We start from the raw sequence: 18500 nt of genomic DNA, 5'->3' as shown, positions 1-18500 counted from the left end.
CCAGCTCGGGTGCCGTCACGCCCCCGTCACCTCTTCCGGCCCCTCTCGCCCGACCGGCCTCCGCCCGCCCCGCCGTCGCCCCCCGAGCGCCTCGTCCAGTTCATGCCGGCGGTCCAGCGCCTCCAGCCGGTCGGCCTGCAGGAGTCGGTGCACGGACTTCATCAGCGTCTCCATGTCGACCACGCCCTCGTACTCGCCGCGCGGCCCGGTCACCGCGACCCGCCCGGCGTGGTCGGTGAGCACCGCCTCCAGGGCGTCCCGGAGGGTGGCGTCCCTGGTCACCGTGGAGCGCACCGGCGTGCCCGCCCGCGCCAGGGAACCCCGCGCCCGCACGAGGTCCCCGCGCCGGAGCCACTTGTAGGGGCGGCGGCGCCTGTCGAGCAGCAGGATCTCGTTCGTGGCGCTGCCGCGGAGCCGGCCGACGACCTCCTGGAGCGGGTCGTCGATGCTCAGCGTCGGGCAGGCGGTGATCCCGACGTCCCGGACCCGGGTGAGGTTCAGCCGTTTCAGGGCCGCGCCCGCGCCGACGAAGCCGGAGACGAAGTCGTCGGCCGGGTTGGTGAGAATGGCCTCGGGGGTGTCGAACTGGGCGATGCGGGCGCGTTCGCGCAGGACGACGATCCGGTCGCCGAGCTTGATCGCCTCGTCGAAGTCGTGCGTGACGAACACGATCGTCTTGCGCAGTTCGTGCTGCAGCCGGATCAACTCGTCCTGGAGATGGTCCCGGGTGATCGGGTCGACCGCGCCGAACGGCTCGTCCATCAGCAGGACCGGCGGATCGGCGGCCAACGCCCGTGCCACACCGACCCGTTGCTGCTGCCCGCCGGAGAGCATGCGGGGATGGCGGTCGTGGAACTCGCCGGGATCCAGCCCCACGAGGTCGAGCAGCTCCTCGACCCGCTCCCTGATCCGCGCCTTCGGCCAGCCGAGCATTTTCGGGACGAGGGCGATGTTCTGGGCGACCGTCATGTGCGGGAAGAGACCGGCCGACTGGATCGCGTAGCCCACCTTCCGGCGGAGCTTGACCGGATCGATGTCGGTCACGTCCTCGCCGTTGATCCGGATACGGCCGCTGGACGGCTCGATCAGCCTGTTGATCATCTTGAGCGTGGTGGACTTGCCGCATCCGGACGGCCCGACGAAGACGACGGTCTCGCCCGCCTCGATCTCCATGCTGACGTCGTCGACGGAGGGCTCCGGATGGCCCGGATAGCGCTTGGTGAGGCTCTCCAGCCCGATGGCCGCCCCGGTCGTGGCACGCTCAGACACGGATCCCCCTCGGGATGGTCAGCCGTCCCAGGAGGACGTACGCGGCGTCGAACAGCAGCGCCAGGACGACGATCCCGAGGGTGCCCGCGAGGACCTGGTTGAGCGCGTTCCCGCTGCCCAACGAGGCGATCCCACGGAAGATCTCGTTGCCGAGCCCGGGCCCGGAGGCGAAGGCGGCGATCGCGGCGATGCCCATCAGCATCCGCGTCGAGACCCGGATGCCGGTCAGGATCGGCGGCCAAGCGAGCGGCAGCTCCACCCGCACCAGCCGCGTCGACCGGGACATCCCGATCCCGCGCGCCGCCTCCACCAGCGAGGGATCGACCCCGCGCAGCCCGACGACCGCGTTGCGCACGACGGGCAGCAGCCCGTACAGCGTCAGCGCGGTCACCGTGGGCGGCATGCCGAGGCCGACGACCGGAACGAGCAGGCCGATCAGGGCGAGGGAGGGGATGGCGAGGACCGTCGTGGTGGCCGTGGCGGCCAGGTTGCCGGCCCAGTCGCTGCGGTAGGTGAGGACGGCGATCAGCACGCCGAGCACGGTCGCGGCGACCATGCACTGGAACACCGCGCTCGCCTGCTGGAAGGCGTCCATGAGCAGCTGCCGGTGCCGGTCGCCCAGGTACTCCCAGAAGGTCATGCGCGCTCACCCCCGCCGGTCGGTCAGGTGCTCTCCTCGTCCTGGGCCGCCTGCTCCACCAGCGGGATGATCCGCAGCGGAACGGGGTTCTCCATCACGATCGCGGTGGCGGCCCGGACGATCCCATCGAAACCGACGACCCGGTCGATCACCCGCTGGAGATCCGCGTTGGAGCGGGCCACCAGCCGGCACAGCATGTCCCCGTTGCCGGTGGTGGTGTGCAGTTCCAGCACCTCCGGCACGGTCGCCAAGTGCGCCCGTACGTCGGGCCCTTGGCCCTGGCGGATCTGCAGCGTGGCGAAGGCGGTGACGGGGTAGCCGAGGGCCGCCGGGTCCACCTGGGGACCGAAGCCGCGGATGACTCCGTTCGACTGAAGCCGGTCCAGCCGCGCCTGCGCGGTCCCGCGCGCCACCCCCAGCCGCCGGGACATCTCCAGCACCCCGATCCGCGGCTCTCGCGCCAGCAGCACGAGGATCCTGCCGTCCAGTCCGTCGATCGCCACAGCAGCCTCCTCAGCCGGTGGTCATCCTGTACAGAAGAGCCGCTGGTCGAGGTCCCGCGCTAAGCAAATTGTCCAGCGATTACGCGAACTATTGCGCACCTTGCCCGCGCGGTCCAGGCTGCGGACATGACGCAGACCACACACCACACTCCCGACACCGCCCGGCAGGCCGACCCCTTCCCGGTCAAGGGAATGGACGCGGTCGTCTTCGCCGTGGGCAACGCCAAGCAGGCGGCGCACTACTACTCCACCGCCTTCGGCATGCAGCTGGTCGCCTACTCCGGACCGGAGAACGGCAGCCGCGAGACCGCGAGCTACGTCCTGGAGAACGGCTCCGCCCGCTTCGTGTTCACCTCGGTCGTCAAGCCCGCCACCACCTGGGGCCACTTCCTCGCCCAGCACGTGGCCGAGCACGGCGACGGCGTCGTCGACCTCGCCATCGAGGTCCCGGACGCCCGCGCCGCGTACGCCTACGCGCTCGAGCACGGCGCGCGCAGCGTCGCCGAACCGTACGAGCTCAAGGACGAGCACGGCACGGTCGTCCTCGCCGCGATCGCCACCTACGGCGAGACCCGCCACACCCTGGTCGAGCGCACGGGCTACGACGGCCCCTACCTCCCGGGCTTCGTGGCCGCCGCCCCGATCGTCGAGCCGCCCGCCCAGCGCACCTTCCAGGCCATCGACCACTGCGTCGGCAACGTCGAGCTCGGCCGGATGAACGAGTGGGTCGGCTTCTACAACAAGGTCATGGGCTTCACGAACATGAAGGAGTTCGTGGGCGACGACATCGCGACCGAGTACAGCGCGCTGATGTCGAAGGTGGTGGCCGACGGCACGCTCAAGGTCAAGTTCCCGATCAACGAGCCCGCCGTGGCCAAGAAGAAGTCCCAGATCGACGAGTACCTGGAGTTCTACGGCGGCGCGGGCGTCCAGCACATCGCGCTCAACACCAACGACATCGTCCGCACGGTAAGGAGCATGCGCGCGGCCGGTGTGCAGTTCCTGGACACCCCGGACTCGTACTACGACACCCTCGGCGAGTGGGTCGGCGACACCCGCGTGCCGGTCGACACCCTGCGCGAGCTGAAGATCCTCGCCGACCGCGACGAGGACGGCTATCTGCTGCAGATCTTCACCAAGCCGGTCCAGGACCGGCCGACCGTCTTCTTCGAGATCATCGAGCGGCACGGCTCGATGGGCTTCGGCAAGGGCAACTTCAAGGCCCTGTTCGAGGCGATCGAGCGGGAGCAGGCCAAGCGCGGAAACCTGTGAGCCCATCATCTTGCAACCGGTGAACGCCGGTTGACACCCTCAAGTCCTGCGGGTGCCGATGGGGTGCCCACAGGACTTGAGGGAGCAAGGTGCCCACGCGCGTCAACCTGGCCGTCCCGTCGAAGAGTTGGCTGTCCAAGAAGGCCACACTGAAGGAGCCGACGGTCCTGCAGTCGTTCGCCTTCGACGAGCACAACAAACACCTGTACGTCCTGCAGATCACCGCCACCGGCCACGAGGCCGGCGATCTCTGCCTCAACCAGCTGGACTACCACGGCAATCGGCTCGGGTACATGTACCTCAAGGGCTTCGGGCACGGCGTCAGCATGGGCGTGCAGAACGACGACGACGGCACCGCCTGGATCTGGACCGAGTGCGACGCCAGGGGCGGTTACGGCCGGGGCGTGACCCGCTTCCGCTTCGCGGACAGGGCCACCCGCACCAACGCGGACATCGAGATACTCAAGCCGATAGCCGGCTCCACCAGCAACCAGCCCTCCGTGTGCATGACGTCGAAGCGCATCGCCGTCCGCCACCGTATGAAGGGTCTGCCCCGCTACCGCGTCTGGGACCTCGAGGCGTTCCTCGCGAAGAACTACGACGACCCGCTCGCCGACTTCGCGCAGACCGGCCTGCACCCCGACCCCGACATCGCCTTCCAGGGCTACGCCCTGCACGGCGACCACGTCTACCAGCTGGCCGGGACCGCCTACGACGACGTCACCAACCCGCCGGCGAAACACGGCAACGCCTATCTGTCCTGCCTGGACATCCACTCCGGGAAGCTCCTCCAGCGGATGCGCACCCAGGCCGGGTACTCGCTCACCTACCGCGAGCCGGAGGGCCTCGGCGTGCGCGGGGGCGCCGAACCGAAACTGTGCATCGGGCTCGCCTCCGGAGAGCTCGGCTCGCGCCGTTTCTCGATCTACGTCAAGGACGACAGCGAGTAGCGCGCGCCGTAGTCTGAAGCATGGCCAGGATCAACGACGTGGGCGGCACCGAGGGCTTCGGGGCCGTCGACATCACCGAGGACCCCGAGCCCTTCCACGCCGACTGGGAGGCGCGGGTCATGGGCCTCGTCAACGCCCTGGGCGCCAAGGGGATCTTCAACACCAACGAGTTCCGGGACGCGATCGAGTCGATGCCGCCGCGGGAGTATCTGTCGACCTCGTACTACGAGCGCTGGTTCCACGCCGTGTGCGTGCTGCTGGAGCGCAAGGGCGTCCTGGAACCGGGTGAGCTCGATGGCTGAGGACCGCTTCCCGCCCGGCACGCGCGTGCGCACCTTCCGCCACGACCCGCCCCACCACACCCGGCTGCCGCGGTACGCGCGCGGCAAGCGGGGTGTCGTCGTCGAGCCGGAGGGACCGGCCGAGCTGGCCGACGTCAGCGCGCGGGGCGGCGGGCACGCGCCGGTCGAGCAGATCTACGCCGTCCGGTTCGACGCCCGCGACCTGTGGGGCGAGGGCGAACACCACGTCGTACTGGACCTGTGGGAAAGCTATCTGGAGGAGGACCGGACCGATGAGCGGTGACCACTCCGACGCGACGATCGCCCAGCGCGTACGGCGGCTCGAGACGCTGCTGGAGGAGAAAGGCGTGCTCTCCGGCGCGCAGCTGGACGAGACCGTCGACGCGTATCTGTCCGGTGCCTCTCCGGCGAACGGCGCCCGCGTGGTGGCCCGCGCCTGGACCGACCCGGACTACCGGTCCCGGCTCCTCGCGGACGGCACGGCCGCCGTGCGCGAACTGGGCTTCATGGAGGGCTCGTACCAGCGGCTGAGGGTCGTCGAGAACACCCCCGGCACGCACAACGTCATCGTCTGCACCCTCTGCTCCTGCTACCCGCTGCGGCTGCTCGGACCGTCCCCCAGCTGGTACAAGTCCGAGGCCTACCGCTCCCGCGTGGTCCGTGAACCCCGCGCGGTGCTCGCGGAGTTCGGCCTCGACCTGCCCGCCGGAACCGAGATCACCGTCTGGGACTCCAGCGCGGAGACCCGCTACATGGTGCTGCCGCGCCGGCCGGAAGGGACGGCGGGGCTGAGGGAGGAGCAGCTGGCGGCGCTGGTGACCCGCAAGGCGCTGATCGGTACGGCCGCCGTCTGACTCAGCCCTCCTCCTCCGTACCCTCCGTACCCTCCGTACCCCCCGGGGTCGCCCGGGCGGTGGGCACCGGCTCGTCCGGCGGCTCGCCGAGGCCCGCCAACGCCGACCGCGCCACCGGGACGTCCAGCGGCGAGAAGTACGGGTTGATCCGCAGTGCCTCCGTCAGATCCAGCCGTGCCGACCCGTCCTGCCCCAGCGCCCGCTCGATCATGCCCCGGTGATACGAGTACAGCGCGCTGCGCACGCCACCGCCGTGCGCCTTGTCCGTCGCCACCGTCGCGTACCGCAGCGCCTCCTTGTCGTCACCGGCCCGGTGCAGCGCCCAGCCCAGCGCGTCGGCCACCGCGATCCCCGGCTGCCGCGCGTACTCGGCCCGCAGCCGCCGTACGGCCGTCGCCGGGTCCCCGTGGTCGGTCTCCGTCACCCCGAGCACCAGCTCGTCGTCCACACCCCCCGACCGGTCCTTGCCCACCAGCGCCCGCACCTGGTCGTACTCCACCCGGGCCGCCTGCCCAAGCCCCAGCGACTCGTACAACTCGCCCAGTTCCAGCGCGTACTGGGGGCACGGCTGCTTCTCCAGCGCCACCTGGTACGCGCTCAGCGCCTCCGTCGTTCTGCCCATCGCCGCCAGGGTCCGCCCCTGCCCGGCCTGCGCGGCCCGCTGGTCCGGGTCGACCCGGACGGCCTCCTGGAAGTGCCGCAGCGCGTCCTTGAGGTCACCCCGCTCGAAGGCCAGCTGCCCGGTCCGCTCCAGCCACTGGGCCCGCTCGGCGGGGGAGCGGGCCGCGGCCGCCGCGTCGGTGAGGGCGGCCGCCGCGTCCTCGCGCCAGCCCCGGTCGCGGTAGACCGCCGCCGCCCGCGCCTGCACGGCCGGCCCCGTCCGCAGCTCCAGCAGCCGGTCCAGGGTCCGCTTCGTCGCCTTGTAGTCGCCGAGCCCGGTGTAGGCGTCCATCAGCAGCGGGTACGTCGTCCACCGCTTCGGCGCCAGCTTCAGCGCCGCCTCGCCCCACATCCGCGCGGACAGGAAGTCGTGCCGTGCGTTCGCCAGCGCCGCCATCCCGTCCAGCGCCTCGGCGTTCCCGCTCGGCCGCACCCGCAGCGAGGTCTCCAGTGCCTGCTCGGCCCGTGGATAGTCGGCCGCGTCCGCCGTCCGCCGCCCCCGCTCCACATAGGCGCTGCCCAGCACCGCCCACGAAACCGCGTCCGCCGGCCGGGCCCGCACCCGCGCCTGTCGCGTCTCGATCAGCGCCGCCAGCTCGGGAAGACCCGCCGGGACGCCGGTGGTGACGGCGGTGAGCGCCTGGGCCCCCGGCGCCGGCGCGACGGGCCGGTGCGCGGCCGGCCGCTCCCAGGGCCACAGCGCCAGCGCCCCGCCGAGCACGGCACACCCGGCGACGGCGGCGATCAGAGCGCGGCGTCCGGCCCCTGGCCGCCGGCCCTCCTCTTGCGTCTCCATGGCGCTCACTGTGCGTCAGTACGACGAGCACATCCCGGCATGCCTCCAGTGCCGTGGACGGGGTTCACACCGATGGCCCCGGGTGCGACGCTGTGATCATGAGCCGAATCGAAGCGCCCTCCGACGCAGCCACCGGAAACCTCGTCGACCGGCTCCTGACCGGTCTGCCCGCCGAGGCCGTCCTGATCGACCCCGACATCACGGCGTCCTACGCCAACGACATGGCCAGCTTCTGCCCGGCCGGCACCCCCGCGGTGGTCGTCCTGCCGCGCACCGCCGAGCAGGTCCAGCACGTCATGCGCATCGCCACCGAACTACGCGTCCCGGTCGTCCCGCAGGGAGCCCGCACCGGCCTGTCCGGCGGCGCCAACGCCTCCGAGGACTGCATCGTCCTCTCCCTGACCGGGATGGACCGCATCCTCGAGATCAACCCCGTCGACCGGATCGCCGTCGTCGAACCGGGGGTGGTCAACGCGGCCCTGTCCCGCGCGGTCGGCGAACACGGCCTCTACTACCCGCCGGACCCCTCCAGCTGGGAGATGTGCACGATCGGCGGCAACATCGGCACCGCGTCCGGCGGCCTGTGCTGCGTGAAGTACGGGGTCACCGCCGAGTACGTCCTCGGCCTGGACGTCGTCCTCGCCGACGGCCGCCTGATGTCCACCGGCCGCCGCACCGCCAAGGGCGTCGCCGGCTACGACCTCACCCGGCTGTTCGTCGGCTCCGAGGGCTCGCTCGGCATCGTCGTCAAGGCCGTCCTGGCGCTGCGCCCCCAGCCGCCCCAGCAGTTGGTGCTCGCCGCCGAGTTCGCCTCCGCGGCCGACGCCTGCGACGCCGTCTGCCGGATCATGGCCGGCGGCCACGTCCCCTCGCTCCTCGAACTCATGGACCGTACGACCGTCAAGGCGGTCAACGACCTGGCGCACATGGGTCTGCCGGAGACCACCGAAGCCCTCCTCCTGGCCGCCTTCGACACCCCTGACCCGGCCGCCGACCTCGCCGCCCTCGGCGCCCTGTGCGAGGCCGCCGGCGCCACCCAGGTCGTCCCCGCCGACGACGTCGCCGAGTCCGAACTCCTCCTGCAGGCCCGGCGGCTCTCGCTGACCGCGCTGGAGGCGGTCGCCGGCACCACGATGATCGACGACGTGTGCGTGCCCCGCTCCCGGCTCGGCGAGATGCTGGAGGGCGTCGAGCGGATCGCCGAGAAGTACGACCTGACCATCGGGGTCGTCGCGCACGCCGGCGACGGCAACACGCACCCCACCGTCTGCTTCGACGCGGCCGATCCCGACGCCTCCCGGCGCGCCCGTGAGTCCTTCGACGAGATCATGGGCCTCGGCCTCCGGCTCGGCGGCACGATCACCGGCGAGCACGGCGTGGGCGTACTGAAGAAGGAGTGGCTGGCGCGCGAGATCGGCCCGGTCGGCGTGGAGATGCAGCGGCAGATCAAGCAGGTCTTCGACCCGCTGGGCATCCTCAACCCCGGCAAGCTGTTCTGACCCGCGCGCGGGTGCCGTCACTGGGCGAGCAGCTGGTCGAGCGCTTCGTCGATCCCCAGCTGCTCGCCCTCGGTCCCCGGCGGCACCGCGCGCAGCGTCCGCTCCAGCCAGGCGGACACCTGCGCGGACGGTCCCTCCAGCAGCGCGTCCCCGTCCGGTGAACTCAGCGCCATCAGCACGACGCTGCGGCCCTCCGTCTTCGTCGGCCACACCCGCACGTCCCCGTGCCCGGACGGCCGGAACACCCCCTCCACCAGCAGATCGCGGGAGAACGTCCAGTGCACGGGGTGCTCGGAGTTGATGTGGAAGGCGACATGGACGGCGTACGGGTCGTCGGTGCGGTAGCTCAGCCGCGCCGGGACCGGGATGCTGCGCTCCGGTGACAGGACCAGTCTCAGCTCCAGCTCTCGTTCCACCACGGTGTAGTGCATGGCGTGCGGTTCCTCTCTCGGGCAGGTGTACGGGGCCCTGCGGTGGGCCCGTACCGGTGGAGAGCCGGAAGGGGGCGCGGGCATTACGCGGGTTGCGAGAACTTTTTTCCGAACATGTGGAGCGGGTGCGCGAGGTTGCCCGGAAAGGGGTGGGTAGTACGGGACTGGCGGTGAGGGTTGCGTCGGTCTGATAGATGTGGAGCCCCCCATACCCACCCCCGAGCAGATACGGGACGACGGACATGAGCGCCCCAACCCCGGCCCCCGGTGACGACAGGCCCCGCGAGGGCTACTACCCGGACCCGTCCATCCCCGGCTACGTCAGGTACTGGAACGGCGCCTCCTGGGTACCGGGCACCAGCCGCCCGGCGCCGACGGCCGGCGAGCCCCTGTCCCCGCCCGCCGGCTCTGCTCCCTCCCCGTCCGTAGAGGAAACCGGCCCCCACTTCTTCGACGAGGACCCCGAACCGTCCCCGTCCGACCTCCCCCACGGCAGCCGCCCCGGCCCGGCCCCGGCCTGGGGCGCCGACCGCGCCCATCAGTCCGGCTTCGGCGACGACCGCCGCGTCTCCTGGGGTGCCGACCCCCGCGTCCCCCACCCGAGGGGCGACGCCACCAGCACGGACGGCACGGCGACGATCCCCCCGACGGACGAGGCGGCCTCGGACGTCCGCTCCGACGGCACGTTCGTCTTCCGCCGACCTGCGGCGGGCGGGGGAGGAGCGGGAGTTCAGGCCTCGGCCGCCGCTGGTTCCACCCCCGGCATCCCCCACCCCGCCGGCCCCAGTTCCGACGAGGGCACCATGACATTCCGCGCCGTCTCCCCGCGCACGGGGCAGCAGGGAGGGGCGCAGGCGGGGGGCACGGGGGCGCCCGGCGATGCCGGTGGTCAGGGCGCGTCGCCCGGTGCCTCCGGGGGGCCCGCGTTCGGGCCGTCGTCCTCGGCCGCCGCGGCCGCTCCGGCCGTACCCGCCGCTTCCAGTGGTCCCGGGTTCGGTGCGGGCAAGGCTGCTGCCGAGCGGGCCGCGGCCGCCGCCCCGACCGCCCTCTCCGGCCCCCAGCAGCCGGCTCCCGCGGTCCCGCAGCCGGGCGCCGCCCAGCCCGCGCCCGTCGGTCAGCCCGGAGCCGACCAGTCCGCCCCGGCCGCCCCCATGACCAGCGGTCCCGGCGGGGGTCAGCCCTCCTGGGCGCAGCAAGTGCATCGGCTGGCCGGGGGAGCCGAGGGCGAGCAGCCCGTCGTGCCCTGGAAGCCGCCCGTCGAGGACGTGTTCCAGGCCGCCGCCCGGCGTCAGTCGGCCGCGCGGCCCGCCCCGCTCGGCAAGCGGCTGCTCGCGCGGATCGTCGACAACCTCGTCATCGGCGCCGTCACCGCCGTCGCCGCCGTCCCCCTCGGCACCAAGGCGATCGACCACGTCAACGACAAGATCGACGCGGCCAAGCTCAGCGGCCGGACCGTCACCGTCTGGCTCCTGGACGGCACGACCTCCGTCTACCTCGGCATCGTCCTCGCCGTCCTGCTCGTCTTCGGCGTCCTCTACGAGGCCCTGCCCACCGCCCGCTGGGGCCGCACCCTCGGCAAGCGGCTGCTCGGCCTGGAGGTCCGCGACATCGAGGCGCACGAGCCGCCCGCCTTCGGTGCCGCCCTGCGCCGCTGGCTCGTCTACAGCGTCCCCGGCGTCCTCGTCATCGGTGTCGTCGGCGTCCTGTGGTGCCTGTTCGACCGCCCCTGGCACCAGTGTTGGCACGACAAGGCGGCCCGTACGTTCGTCGCCGGATGACCGACTACGCCGTACGGCGCAGCTGATTTCGTACTCCGGACGGCCGTCCGCCGGATGCAAAGCCGCGGGGTTCGCGGTCCACTCGGGCCATGAGCAGCGAACCCCCCGGCTCCGGCGCTCAGCCGCCGGACGACGACCCGTTCAGGAAGCAGCCCCCGCCCGGAGCGCCCGGAACGCCGGGAGCAGGCTCGGGCTCGCCCTACGACTCCCCACAGCCCCCGCCGTACGGCCAGCAGCCCCCGCCGCAAGGCCAACAACCCCCGCCCTACGGCCAACAGCCACCCCCGTACGGTCAGCCGCCCTACAGCGGTGGCGCCCCCCACGGCGGCGACCCCCTCGCCGGCATGCCCCCGCTCGCCGACAGCGGCAAGCGCACGCTCGCGCGGATCATCGACCTGATCCTCGTCGGCATCGTCGTCTGGCTGGTCACCTGGCCGATCCACGCGTACACGGTGAGCGGTGACAAGGTCGAGTACGGCAAGTCCTTCGCGCAGTCCCTGGTCGCGGCCGTCCTCTACATCGGCTACGACACCGTGATGACCAGCAAGTCGGGCCAGACGCTCGGCAAGAAGTGGCTCAACATGCGGGTGGCGAACCTCGACAACGGCGCCACACCGTCCGTCCAGAGCAACCTGGCCCGCGCCGCCGTGCTGTGGATCCCGTTCGCGTTCTGCTGCGCGTGCATCTGGACCGCGATCTCGGGCGGCTGGAGCTACTTCGACCGGCCCTACAAGCAGGGCCTGCACGACAAGGCGGCGAAGACGGTGGTGGTCAGCACCAACTGAAGCCCGGAGGCGGCCGGTTGAGGCACCACAGCCGCCGTAGGCCGACCGCCGTACGCCGAACCGCCGTACGTCACACCGACGTCGAGGAGCCCGTCGCCGCCACCGGCACGGGCTCTTCGGCCTGTTCGGCCTGTTCGGCCGCCGGCCGGTGCGCGGCGACGACCCGCGACCTGGGCAGCGGCACCGTCATGGCGACCAACAACCCGAGCGCGAGCGCGGCCACGGCGATGATGGCGATCCCCACGCCCGAACTCGTCTGTGACAGCAGCAGCATGGCGAGCGTCGAGAAGATCACGGTGCAGGATCCGTAGGCGAGCTGTGCGGCAGTCGGACGAGGCATGGCAATCGTGTCCTCGGAAGTGGGGGTCCACAGGGGTGTCGGCCTGGCTTTCCGCCGGTTCTGGGGCGTGCCGCCAATCGACTCTAATCGCGTGTGTGCCCGAGTGGAACGAACAGTAAGCGTGACCTAACCGACACGGCCGGTGCACGGGGGGCGCACGGAGTCATACCGTCCACCACGTGGACGAACTCGCGCGCCCGTTCGACCAGTAGGCGGGAGCGCGCTCGAGGATCGCCACAGTGTCCCGCGTGTCCGGAAAGCGGACTTTGGCTTCCGCATAGTGCAATTGAGATGCACAAGTCAAGGCTGTTTTTTCTTAACAACTTCTAGTCGAATTGCGTCACTTGACTTACCACCTTGACCACGAGGAACTCAAGTGACGCATAGATCCTGGACGTTCAGGGCGGCAGCGGTCGGAGTCGCGCTGGCCGCGGCCACCGCCACGCTCTCGACGTTCGCAGTGGCGCAGGCCGCCGACAGCGCCAAGTCCGCCACCGTGGACCGCCATGACCCGGCGGCGGTCGGCAGCATGAAGGAGCACGACCTCGACGGTCCGCTCTCCAAGACTCAGGATGCCCAGCGCAGGGAGGCGCTCGACCAGGTCATATCCGGCAAGAGTCAGGTCAAGGACCGCGACGGTTCGCGGGTCGTCCAGCTCAAGGGCAAGAAGGGCGACAGCAAGTACGTCGAGCTCGGCCGGGAGAAGACCGACCGGATCTTCACCATCCTGGTGGAGTTCGGGGACCAGACCGACCCCCGCTACGGCGGCACGGCCGGCCCGCTGCACAACCAGATCGCCAAGCCGGACCGCACCAAGGACAACTCCACGGCCTGGCAGGCTGACTACAACCAGAAGCACTTCCAGGACCTCTACTTCGGCACCGGCAAGAACACCGAGTCGCTGAAGAAGTACTACGAGAAGCAGTCCTCGGGCCGCTACTCGGTCGACGGCGAGGTCACCGACTGGGTCAAGGTCCCCTACAACGAGGCCCGTTACGGCAACAACGCCTGCGGCTCGACGACCTGCTCCAGCGTCTGGAACCTGGTGCGCGACGGCCTGAACGCCTGGGTCGCCGACCAGAAGGCGGCCGGCGAGTCCGACGCCGACATCAAGGCGGACCTCGCCCAGTACGACCAGTGGGACCGCTACGACTACGACGGCGACGGCGACTTCAACGAGCCCGACGGCTACGTCGACCACTTCCAGATCGTGCACGCCGGCGAGGACGAGTCCGCGGGCGGCGGCGCCCAGGGCACCGACGCCATCTGGGCGCACCGCTGGTACGCCTTCGGCACCGACGCCGGCGCGACGGGCCCCGCGAACAACAAGCTCGGCGGCACCCAGGTCGGCGACACCGGCGTCTGGGTCGGCGACTACACGATGCAGCCGGAGAACGGCGGACTCGGCGTCTACGCCCACGAGTACGGTCACGACCTCGGTCTGCCGGACGAGTACGACACCAACGGCGGCGACAACTCCACCGGTTTCTGGACCCTGATGTCCTCCGGTTCCTGGCTCGGCACCGGTAGGCAGGCCATCGGCGACCTGCCGGGCGACATGAACGCCTGGGACAAGCTGCAGCTGGGCTGGCTGAACTACGACGTCGCCAAGGCGGGCAAGAAGTCCTCGCACAAGCTGGGCGTCGCCGCGTACAACACCAAGAACAAGCAGGCCCTGGTGGTCACGCTGCCCGACAAGGCGGTCACCACCGAGATCGTCCCCCCGGCCCAGGGCTCGACCCAGTGGTGGAGCGGCAGCGGCGACAACCTCAAGAACACGCTGACCCGTGACGTCGACCTGACCGGCAAGAAGTCGGCGGCCCTGACGCTCGACGGCTGGTACGACATCGAGTCGGGCTACGACTACCTCTACACCGAGGTCTCCACCGACGGCGGCGCCAACTGGACCGCCCTGGACGGCACGGTGGACGGCCAGGCCCTCCCGCGCGACGGCAGCGACAAGCCGGCGCTCACCGGCACGGTCGACGCCTACAAGAAGCTGGCGTACCCGCTGGACGCCTACGCCGGCCAGAAGATCCAGCTGCGCTTCCGCTACCAGACCGACGGCGGCGTCGCGCTCAAGGGCTTCGCGGCCGACGAGATCACCGTCACCGCCGACGGTACGGCGGTCTTCTCCGACAACGCCGAGGCGGCGGACCCGGGTTGGACCGCGAGCGGCTTCTCCCGCGTCGGCGCGTCCTTCACCAAGGACTACAAGCAGTACTACATCGCGGAGAACCGCCAGTACGTGTCGTACGACAAGACCCTCAAGGTCGGCCCGTACAACTTCGGCTTCTCGACGACCCGTCCGGACTGGGTGGAGCACTACCCGTACCAGAACGGCCTGTTGATCTGGAAGTGGGACACCTCCCAGGCGGACGACAACACCAGCGTCCACCCGGGCACCGGTCTGATCCTGCCGGTCGACTCGCACCCGACGGCGCTGAAGTGGTCCAACGGCACGCTGATGCGCAACCGCATCCAGTCCTACGACTCGCCGTTCAGCCTGTACCCGACGGACGGCATCACGCTGCACAACGCGGACGTGGCGACCAAGATCAAGTGGTCCTTCGGGGTGCCGGTCTTCAACGACCGCACGAGCACCTACTACGACGCGTCGAACCCGACCGGCGGTGTCAAGATCACTGACACCAACACCAAGATCAAGATCGTCCGGGAGGCCCTGGACGGTTCGACGATCTCCCTCCAGGTCGGCCCAGCGGCGAAGTAGTCGGCATTTCCGCAGGTCAGAAGCGTATCGGCGGTGACCCCCTGGCGGGTCGCCGCCGATCGTGTTTAGGTGCGTCCTGTGCTGTTCTTATTGACAGTCCCATTCGACGCCGACACTCACGGGGTGTGACCTGCATGGCCGCAGGAGGTTTCTGCAAGCTGCCGACCGGCAGCGTGGTGGTGGCTCTGAACCTGCCCAGACCCACCGCCCACGGCACGGGCTCCGTCCGTGTCCTCGTCCACGCCCGCAACCGGGCGCGCGCCCTGACCAGGCTGCGCAACCTCGGCATGCGCGCGGTCTACCTGCGGGGCAACGCCGCCCCGCCGACCCCGGACGAGATCACCGCCGTCCTGCACCATCCCGACGGGCTGATATGGCGAACGGCCCCGGACAACGGTGTCACCGTGACCGAGCTGTGGCACCCGATCAAGGCCCTGCTGCGCACCCCGGCGGCCTCGGCGTGACCCGCCTGGTCCACTCCCCGGGGCCCCTCCCGTGACCTACGCCACGACCGGCTTCCCGGTGAGTTCCACGCCCGCCTCGCGCAGCTCCTCGACCGCCCGCTCCGTGCTCTCCGCGGCGACCCCGGCGGTCAGGTCCAGCAGCACCTGCGTACGGAACCCCTCCCGCGCGGCGTCCAGCGCGGTGGCGCGCACGCAGTGGTCGGTGGCGATGCCGACCACGTCCACCTCGGCGACCCCGCGCGAGCGCAGCCAGTCGCCGAGCTTCGTCCCGTTCTCGTCGGTGCCCTCGAACCCGCTGTAGGCCGCCGAGTACGCCCCCTTGTCGAAGACGGCGTCGATCGCGCCGGAGGCGACGGCGGGGGCGAAGTTCGGATGGAAGCCGACGCCCTCCGTGCCGGCGACGCAGTGCGCCGGCCAGGAGTGCACGAAGTCGGGGTTGTCGGCGAAGTGTCCGCCGGGCGCGATGTGGTGGTCCCGGGTGGCCACCACGTGCTGGTATCCGGAGCCGCCCGCCTGTCCGATCAGCTCGGTGACGGCGGCGGCCACGTCGGCACCACCGGCCACGGCGAGGCTGCCCCCCTCGCAGAAGTCGTTCTGCACGTCTACGACGATCAAGGCGCGGCGCATGGTGGGTGTCCTTCGACTTGTGTGGGTTACGAGCCTAGAGACTCGGACGACACTGCGGGAGGGCGCACCAGGTTTAGCTACCCGAGCGCCCCTGCGCGTACTCCGTCGGAAGGACGGCCTCTCCGCGCGACAGCTGGGTGGCGGACAGCGGCAGATTGGCGAGTGCCGCCACATGCCGGTCGCGTGCGGCGTCCAGCGGCTCGCGGGCGACCACGTCACCGCCCTTGATCAGCTCCACGAGCAGCTGCCGCTCGGCCAGCTCGGCCGGGACGGCGCCCGTGCCGACGACCTCCGCCTCCGCCACCCCGTCCGCGTCGAGGCGCCGCGCGGCCCACTTGCGGCCCCCGACGGACGTCTTGCCGCCGCTGGACTTCTTCGCGACCGGCACCAGCGGCGCCTTCGGGTCGTCGGACTCGGCGCGGGCGACCAGCTTGTAGACCATGGAGGCCGTCGGATGCCCGGACCCGGTCACCAGCTGCGTACCGACGCCGTACGCGTCCACGGGCGCCGCCGCCAGTGAGGCGATGGCGTACTCGTCGAGGTCCGAGGTCACGATGATCTTCGTGGCGGTCGCGCCCAGCTCGTCCAGCTGCTGCCGCACCCGGTGCGCGACCAGCAGCAGGTCGCCGGAGTCGATGCGCACGGCGCCCAGCTCGGGCCCGGCGACCTCGACGGCCAGCCGTACGGCCTCGGTGACGTCGTAGGTGTCCACCAGCAGCGTGGTGCCCCGGCCCAGCGAGTCGACCTGGGCGCGGAAGGCGTCCCGCTCGTGGTCGTGGAGCAGGGTGAAGGCGTGCGCGGAGGTGCCGACGGTGGGGATGTTGTAGCGGAAGCCGGCCGCGAGGTCGGAGGTGGAGGCGAAGCCGCCGACGTAGGCGGCCCGGGAGGCGGCGACGGCGGCCAGCTCGTGGGTGCGGCGGGCGCCCATCTCGATCAGCGGGCGGTCACCCGCGGCGGAGGACATGCGGGAGGCGGCCGCCGCGATCGCGGAGTCGTGGTTGAGGATGGAGAGGATCACCGTCTCCAGCAGCACGCACTCGGCGAAGGAGCCCTCGACGCGCATGATCGGCGATCCGGGGAAGTACACCTCGCCCTCGGGATAGCCCCAGACGTCACCGCCGAAGCGGTATCCGGCGAGCCACTCCAGGGTCGGCTCGTCGACGATGTTCCGCTCGCGCAGGAAGCCGAGGACGCCCGCGTCGAAGCGGAAGTTCTCCACCGCGTCCAGGACACGCCCGGTGCCCGCGACGACGCCGTAGCGGCGCCCGTCCGGCAGCCGCCGGGTGAAGACCTCGAAGACACTGCGCCGCTCGGCGGTACCGCCCTTCAGCGCGGCTTGCAGCATCGTCAGCTCGTACTGGTCCGTGAAGAGCGCCGTCGAGGGAACGTCCACCGGCAGCCCAAGGTCCGCTACATCCACGAAAGCTCTCCTAGCCACGATTCTCAGGGCGCCCCCAGGTCGGCCGGGGGTCCGGGGGTTGTCCCCCGGTGTATGCGGCATCGCGCTAGATGCTACACCCCTTCGCGTCAGTGTGACGATTTGTGCGGCCCGTGGCAGCATGGGCCATGTGACGTCACCCGCTCCCGTAGAGATCGAACGCACCGAGTCGGCGGAGGAGGTCTTCGCCGTACCCGAGCCGGACGTCCCCTGGGTCACGATCGTGCACAACGACCCGGTCAACCTCATGAGCTACGTGACGTACGTCTTCCAGACGTATTTCGGGTACACCAAGGACAGGGCCACCAAGCTCATGCTCGATGTCCACCACAAGGGCCGGGCGGTCGTCTCCAGCGGTACCCGCGAGGAGATGGAACGCGACGTGCAGGCCATGCACGGCTACGGCCTGTGGGCCACCCTCCAGCAGGACCGGAAATGACCACCTCCCGCGCGCAGCACCGGAAGTAGCGAATCTCCTCCATGCCAGGACACTTCGAACCGCTCCCCGGCGGCGGTGCGGCCGTCGCGCTCGACGACGTCGAGATCTCCATCATCCGGTCGCTCGCCGTCCAGTTGCTGGAACTCATCGGCCCCGGTCCCGGCGAGGACGCACCCGACGACCCGCTCGCCGAGCTGTTCGCCGAAGGTCCGAGCGAGCCGCCCAAGGACCCGGTGCTCAAGCGGCTCTTCCCGGACGCCTACCGCGACCCCGAGGGCGCCCCGGGACCCCAGGAGGCGCAGGAGGCCCAGGCGTACTCCGCCGAGTTCCGCCGCTATACGGAGAACGACCTGCGGGCCGGCAAGCGCGACAACGCGCTCGCGGTGATCCGCACCCTGGACGCGCTCACCCCGGGCGCCGACGGCGGCGCGGTGCTCAAGCTGTCGCCCGAGCAGTCCCGGCAGTGGCTGGGCTCCCTCAACGACCTGCGCCTGGCGATCGGCTCCCGGCTGGAGATCGCCGACGAGGACGACACCGACGTCCTCTACCGGCTCCCGGACGAGGACCCCCGTAAGGCCATGGTGATGGCCTATCTGTGGCTGGGCGGGCTGCAGGAGACGCTCGTCAACACGCTCCTGCCCTGACCCTTCATGGCGATATGTGACGGTTCCGTGTTCGCTCAGAGGACGCTCAAATCCGGATAACGATCACGTCACCGTGAC

General features: G+C 70.8%; 20 protein-coding genes. 12 read left to right on the top strand and 8 right to left on the bottom strand.

What is annotated here, in order from left to right; all coding sequences use genetic code 11:
• Positions 1–15: 15 nt before the first annotated feature.
• Genes ABZZ74_RS18865 through ABZZ74_RS18855 form a run of 3 tightly spaced genes read right to left on the bottom strand, consistent with a single transcriptional unit; the run spans position 16 to position 2412 of the window.
• Entirely contained in the window at positions 16–1269 is a 1254-nt protein-coding gene (locus ABZZ74_RS18865) for a betaine/proline/choline family ABC transporter ATP-binding protein (RefSeq protein ID WP_356766225.1), read from the bottom strand.
• Positions 1262–1909: an ABC transporter permease gene (locus ABZZ74_RS18860; protein ID WP_356766223.1), complete on the bottom strand. Its 648-nt coding sequence runs from the start codon at positions 1907–1909 to the stop codon at positions 1262–1264. The genes ABZZ74_RS18865 and ABZZ74_RS18860 overlap by 8 nt, the downstream gene beginning before the upstream one ends.
• A 23-nt stretch (positions 1910–1932) precedes the next feature.
• Positions 1933–2412, bottom strand: coding sequence for an Lrp/AsnC family transcriptional regulator (locus ABZZ74_RS18855; RefSeq protein WP_356766221.1), 480 nt, complete (start codon positions 2410–2412; stop codon positions 1933–1935).
• A 126-nt stretch (positions 2413–2538) separates the two neighbouring features.
• On the opposite strand from ABZZ74_RS18855, the gene hppD reads away from it, so the two are divergent.
• From hppD to nthA, 5 genes are all read left to right on the top strand, one after another.
• Entirely contained in the window at positions 2539–3684 is a 1146-nt protein-coding gene (gene hppD / locus ABZZ74_RS18850) for a 4-hydroxyphenylpyruvate dioxygenase (RefSeq protein WP_356766219.1), read from the top strand.
• An 89-nt stretch (positions 3685–3773) separates the two neighbouring features.
• Positions 3774–4634: a Teichoic acid biosynthesis protein C (Precursor) gene (locus tag ABZZ74_RS18845; protein ID WP_356766217.1), complete on the top strand. Its 861-nt coding sequence runs from the start codon at positions 3774–3776 to the stop codon at positions 4632–4634.
• A gap of 20 nt (positions 4635–4654) precedes the next feature.
• Positions 4655–4936 (top strand): hypothetical protein, encoded by a 282-nt coding sequence (locus tag ABZZ74_RS18840; RefSeq protein WP_356766215.1) that lies wholly within the window; start codon positions 4655–4657, stop codon positions 4934–4936.
• Positions 4929–5219, top strand: a complete 291-nt coding sequence (locus ABZZ74_RS18835) for an SH3-like domain-containing protein (protein WP_356766213.1) — start codon at positions 4929–4931, stop codon at positions 5217–5219. The genes ABZZ74_RS18840 and ABZZ74_RS18835 overlap by 8 nt, the downstream gene beginning before the upstream one ends.
• Positions 5209–5790, top strand: coding sequence for a nitrile hydratase subunit alpha (gene nthA, locus ABZZ74_RS18830; RefSeq protein ID WP_356766211.1), 582 nt, complete (start codon positions 5209–5211; stop codon positions 5788–5790). The genes ABZZ74_RS18835 and nthA overlap by 11 nt, the downstream gene beginning before the upstream one ends.
• Position 5791: 1 nt before the next feature.
• Here the strand turns inward: nthA and ABZZ74_RS18825 are convergent, their stop codons facing one another.
• Positions 5792–7246 carry a tetratricopeptide repeat protein gene (locus ABZZ74_RS18825; RefSeq protein ID WP_356766209.1) on the bottom strand — a complete coding sequence of 485 codons (1455 nt, stop codon included), beginning with the start codon at positions 7244–7246 and terminating at the stop codon, positions 5792–5794.
• A gap of 92 nt (positions 7247–7338) precedes the next feature.
• Between ABZZ74_RS18825 and ABZZ74_RS18820 the strand changes: the two genes are divergently transcribed.
• On the top strand, positions 7339–8745 hold the full coding sequence (locus tag ABZZ74_RS18820; protein ID WP_356766207.1) for an FAD-linked oxidase C-terminal domain-containing protein: 1407 nt from the start codon (positions 7339–7341) through the stop codon (positions 8743–8745).
• 17 nt (positions 8746–8762) lie between these two features.
• Here ABZZ74_RS18820 and ABZZ74_RS18815 read toward each other — a convergent pair whose 3' ends face one another.
• Complete coding sequence (locus ABZZ74_RS18815; protein ID WP_356766205.1) at positions 8763–9176, bottom strand: SsgA family sporulation/cell division regulator; 414 nt, start codon at positions 9174–9176, stop codon at positions 8763–8765.
• A gap of 242 nt (positions 9177–9418) precedes the next feature.
• Here ABZZ74_RS18815 and ABZZ74_RS18810 point away from each other — a divergent pair, with 242 nt between their 5' ends.
• Together ABZZ74_RS18810 and ABZZ74_RS18805 are read left to right on the top strand one after the other, a co-directional pair.
• A complete protein-coding gene (locus ABZZ74_RS18810; protein WP_356766203.1) occupies positions 9419–10954 on the top strand; it encodes an RDD family protein in 1536 nt (511 codons plus the stop codon).
• A gap of 89 nt (positions 10955–11043) precedes the next feature.
• Positions 11044–11739, top strand: coding sequence for an RDD family protein (locus tag ABZZ74_RS18805; protein WP_356766201.1), 696 nt, complete (start codon positions 11044–11046; stop codon positions 11737–11739).
• Between the two features lie 70 nt (positions 11740–11809).
• Here ABZZ74_RS18805 and ABZZ74_RS18800 read toward each other — a convergent pair whose 3' ends face one another.
• The gene (locus ABZZ74_RS18800; RefSeq protein WP_356766199.1) at positions 11810–12079 is read right to left on the bottom strand and encodes a hypothetical protein; all 270 of its coding nucleotides are present in this window, start codon (positions 12077–12079) and stop codon (positions 11810–11812) included.
• 376 nt (positions 12080–12455) lie between these two features.
• Between ABZZ74_RS18800 and ABZZ74_RS18795 the strand changes: the two genes are divergently transcribed.
• Positions 12456–14810, top strand: a complete 2355-nt coding sequence (locus ABZZ74_RS18795) for an immune inhibitor A domain-containing protein (protein WP_356766197.1) — start codon at positions 12456–12458, stop codon at positions 14808–14810.
• A 134-nt stretch (positions 14811–14944) separates the two neighbouring features.
• A complete protein-coding gene (locus ABZZ74_RS18790) occupies positions 14945–15274 on the top strand; it encodes a hypothetical protein (protein WP_356766195.1) in 330 nt (109 codons plus the stop codon).
• A gap of 36 nt (positions 15275–15310) precedes the next feature.
• On the opposite strand, the gene ABZZ74_RS18785 is transcribed toward ABZZ74_RS18790, so the two are convergent.
• Both ABZZ74_RS18785 and ABZZ74_RS18780 read right to left on the bottom strand, forming a co-directional pair.
• Positions 15311–15901, bottom strand: coding sequence for an isochorismatase family protein (locus ABZZ74_RS18785; protein WP_356766193.1), 591 nt, complete (start codon positions 15899–15901; stop codon positions 15311–15313).
• 73 nt (positions 15902–15974) lie between these two features.
• The gene (locus ABZZ74_RS18780) at positions 15975–17321 is read right to left on the bottom strand and encodes a nicotinate phosphoribosyltransferase (protein ID WP_356766191.1); all 1347 of its coding nucleotides are present in this window, start codon (positions 17319–17321) and stop codon (positions 15975–15977) included.
• 139 nt (positions 17322–17460) lie between these two features.
• Here ABZZ74_RS18780 and clpS point away from each other — a divergent pair, with 139 nt between their 5' ends.
• Complete coding sequence (gene clpS, locus ABZZ74_RS18775; protein WP_356766189.1) at positions 17461–17778, top strand: ATP-dependent Clp protease adapter ClpS; 318 nt, start codon at positions 17461–17463, stop codon at positions 17776–17778.
• A gap of 41 nt (positions 17779–17819) precedes the next feature.
• Positions 17820–18422 (top strand): DUF2017 domain-containing protein, encoded by a 603-nt coding sequence (locus tag ABZZ74_RS18770; protein ID WP_356766187.1) that lies wholly within the window; start codon positions 17820–17822, stop codon positions 18420–18422.
• Positions 18423–18500 lie beyond the last annotated feature (78 nt).

Origin of the sequence: Streptomyces sp. NPDC006476 (assembly GCF_040612015.1) — a bacterium.
GTDB lineage: Bacteria > Actinomycetota > Actinomycetes > Streptomycetales > Streptomycetaceae > Streptomyces > Streptomyces griseorubiginosus_B.
Note: the sequence above shows the minus strand (reverse complement) of the source record. Positions and strands in the feature narration are given on the sequence as shown.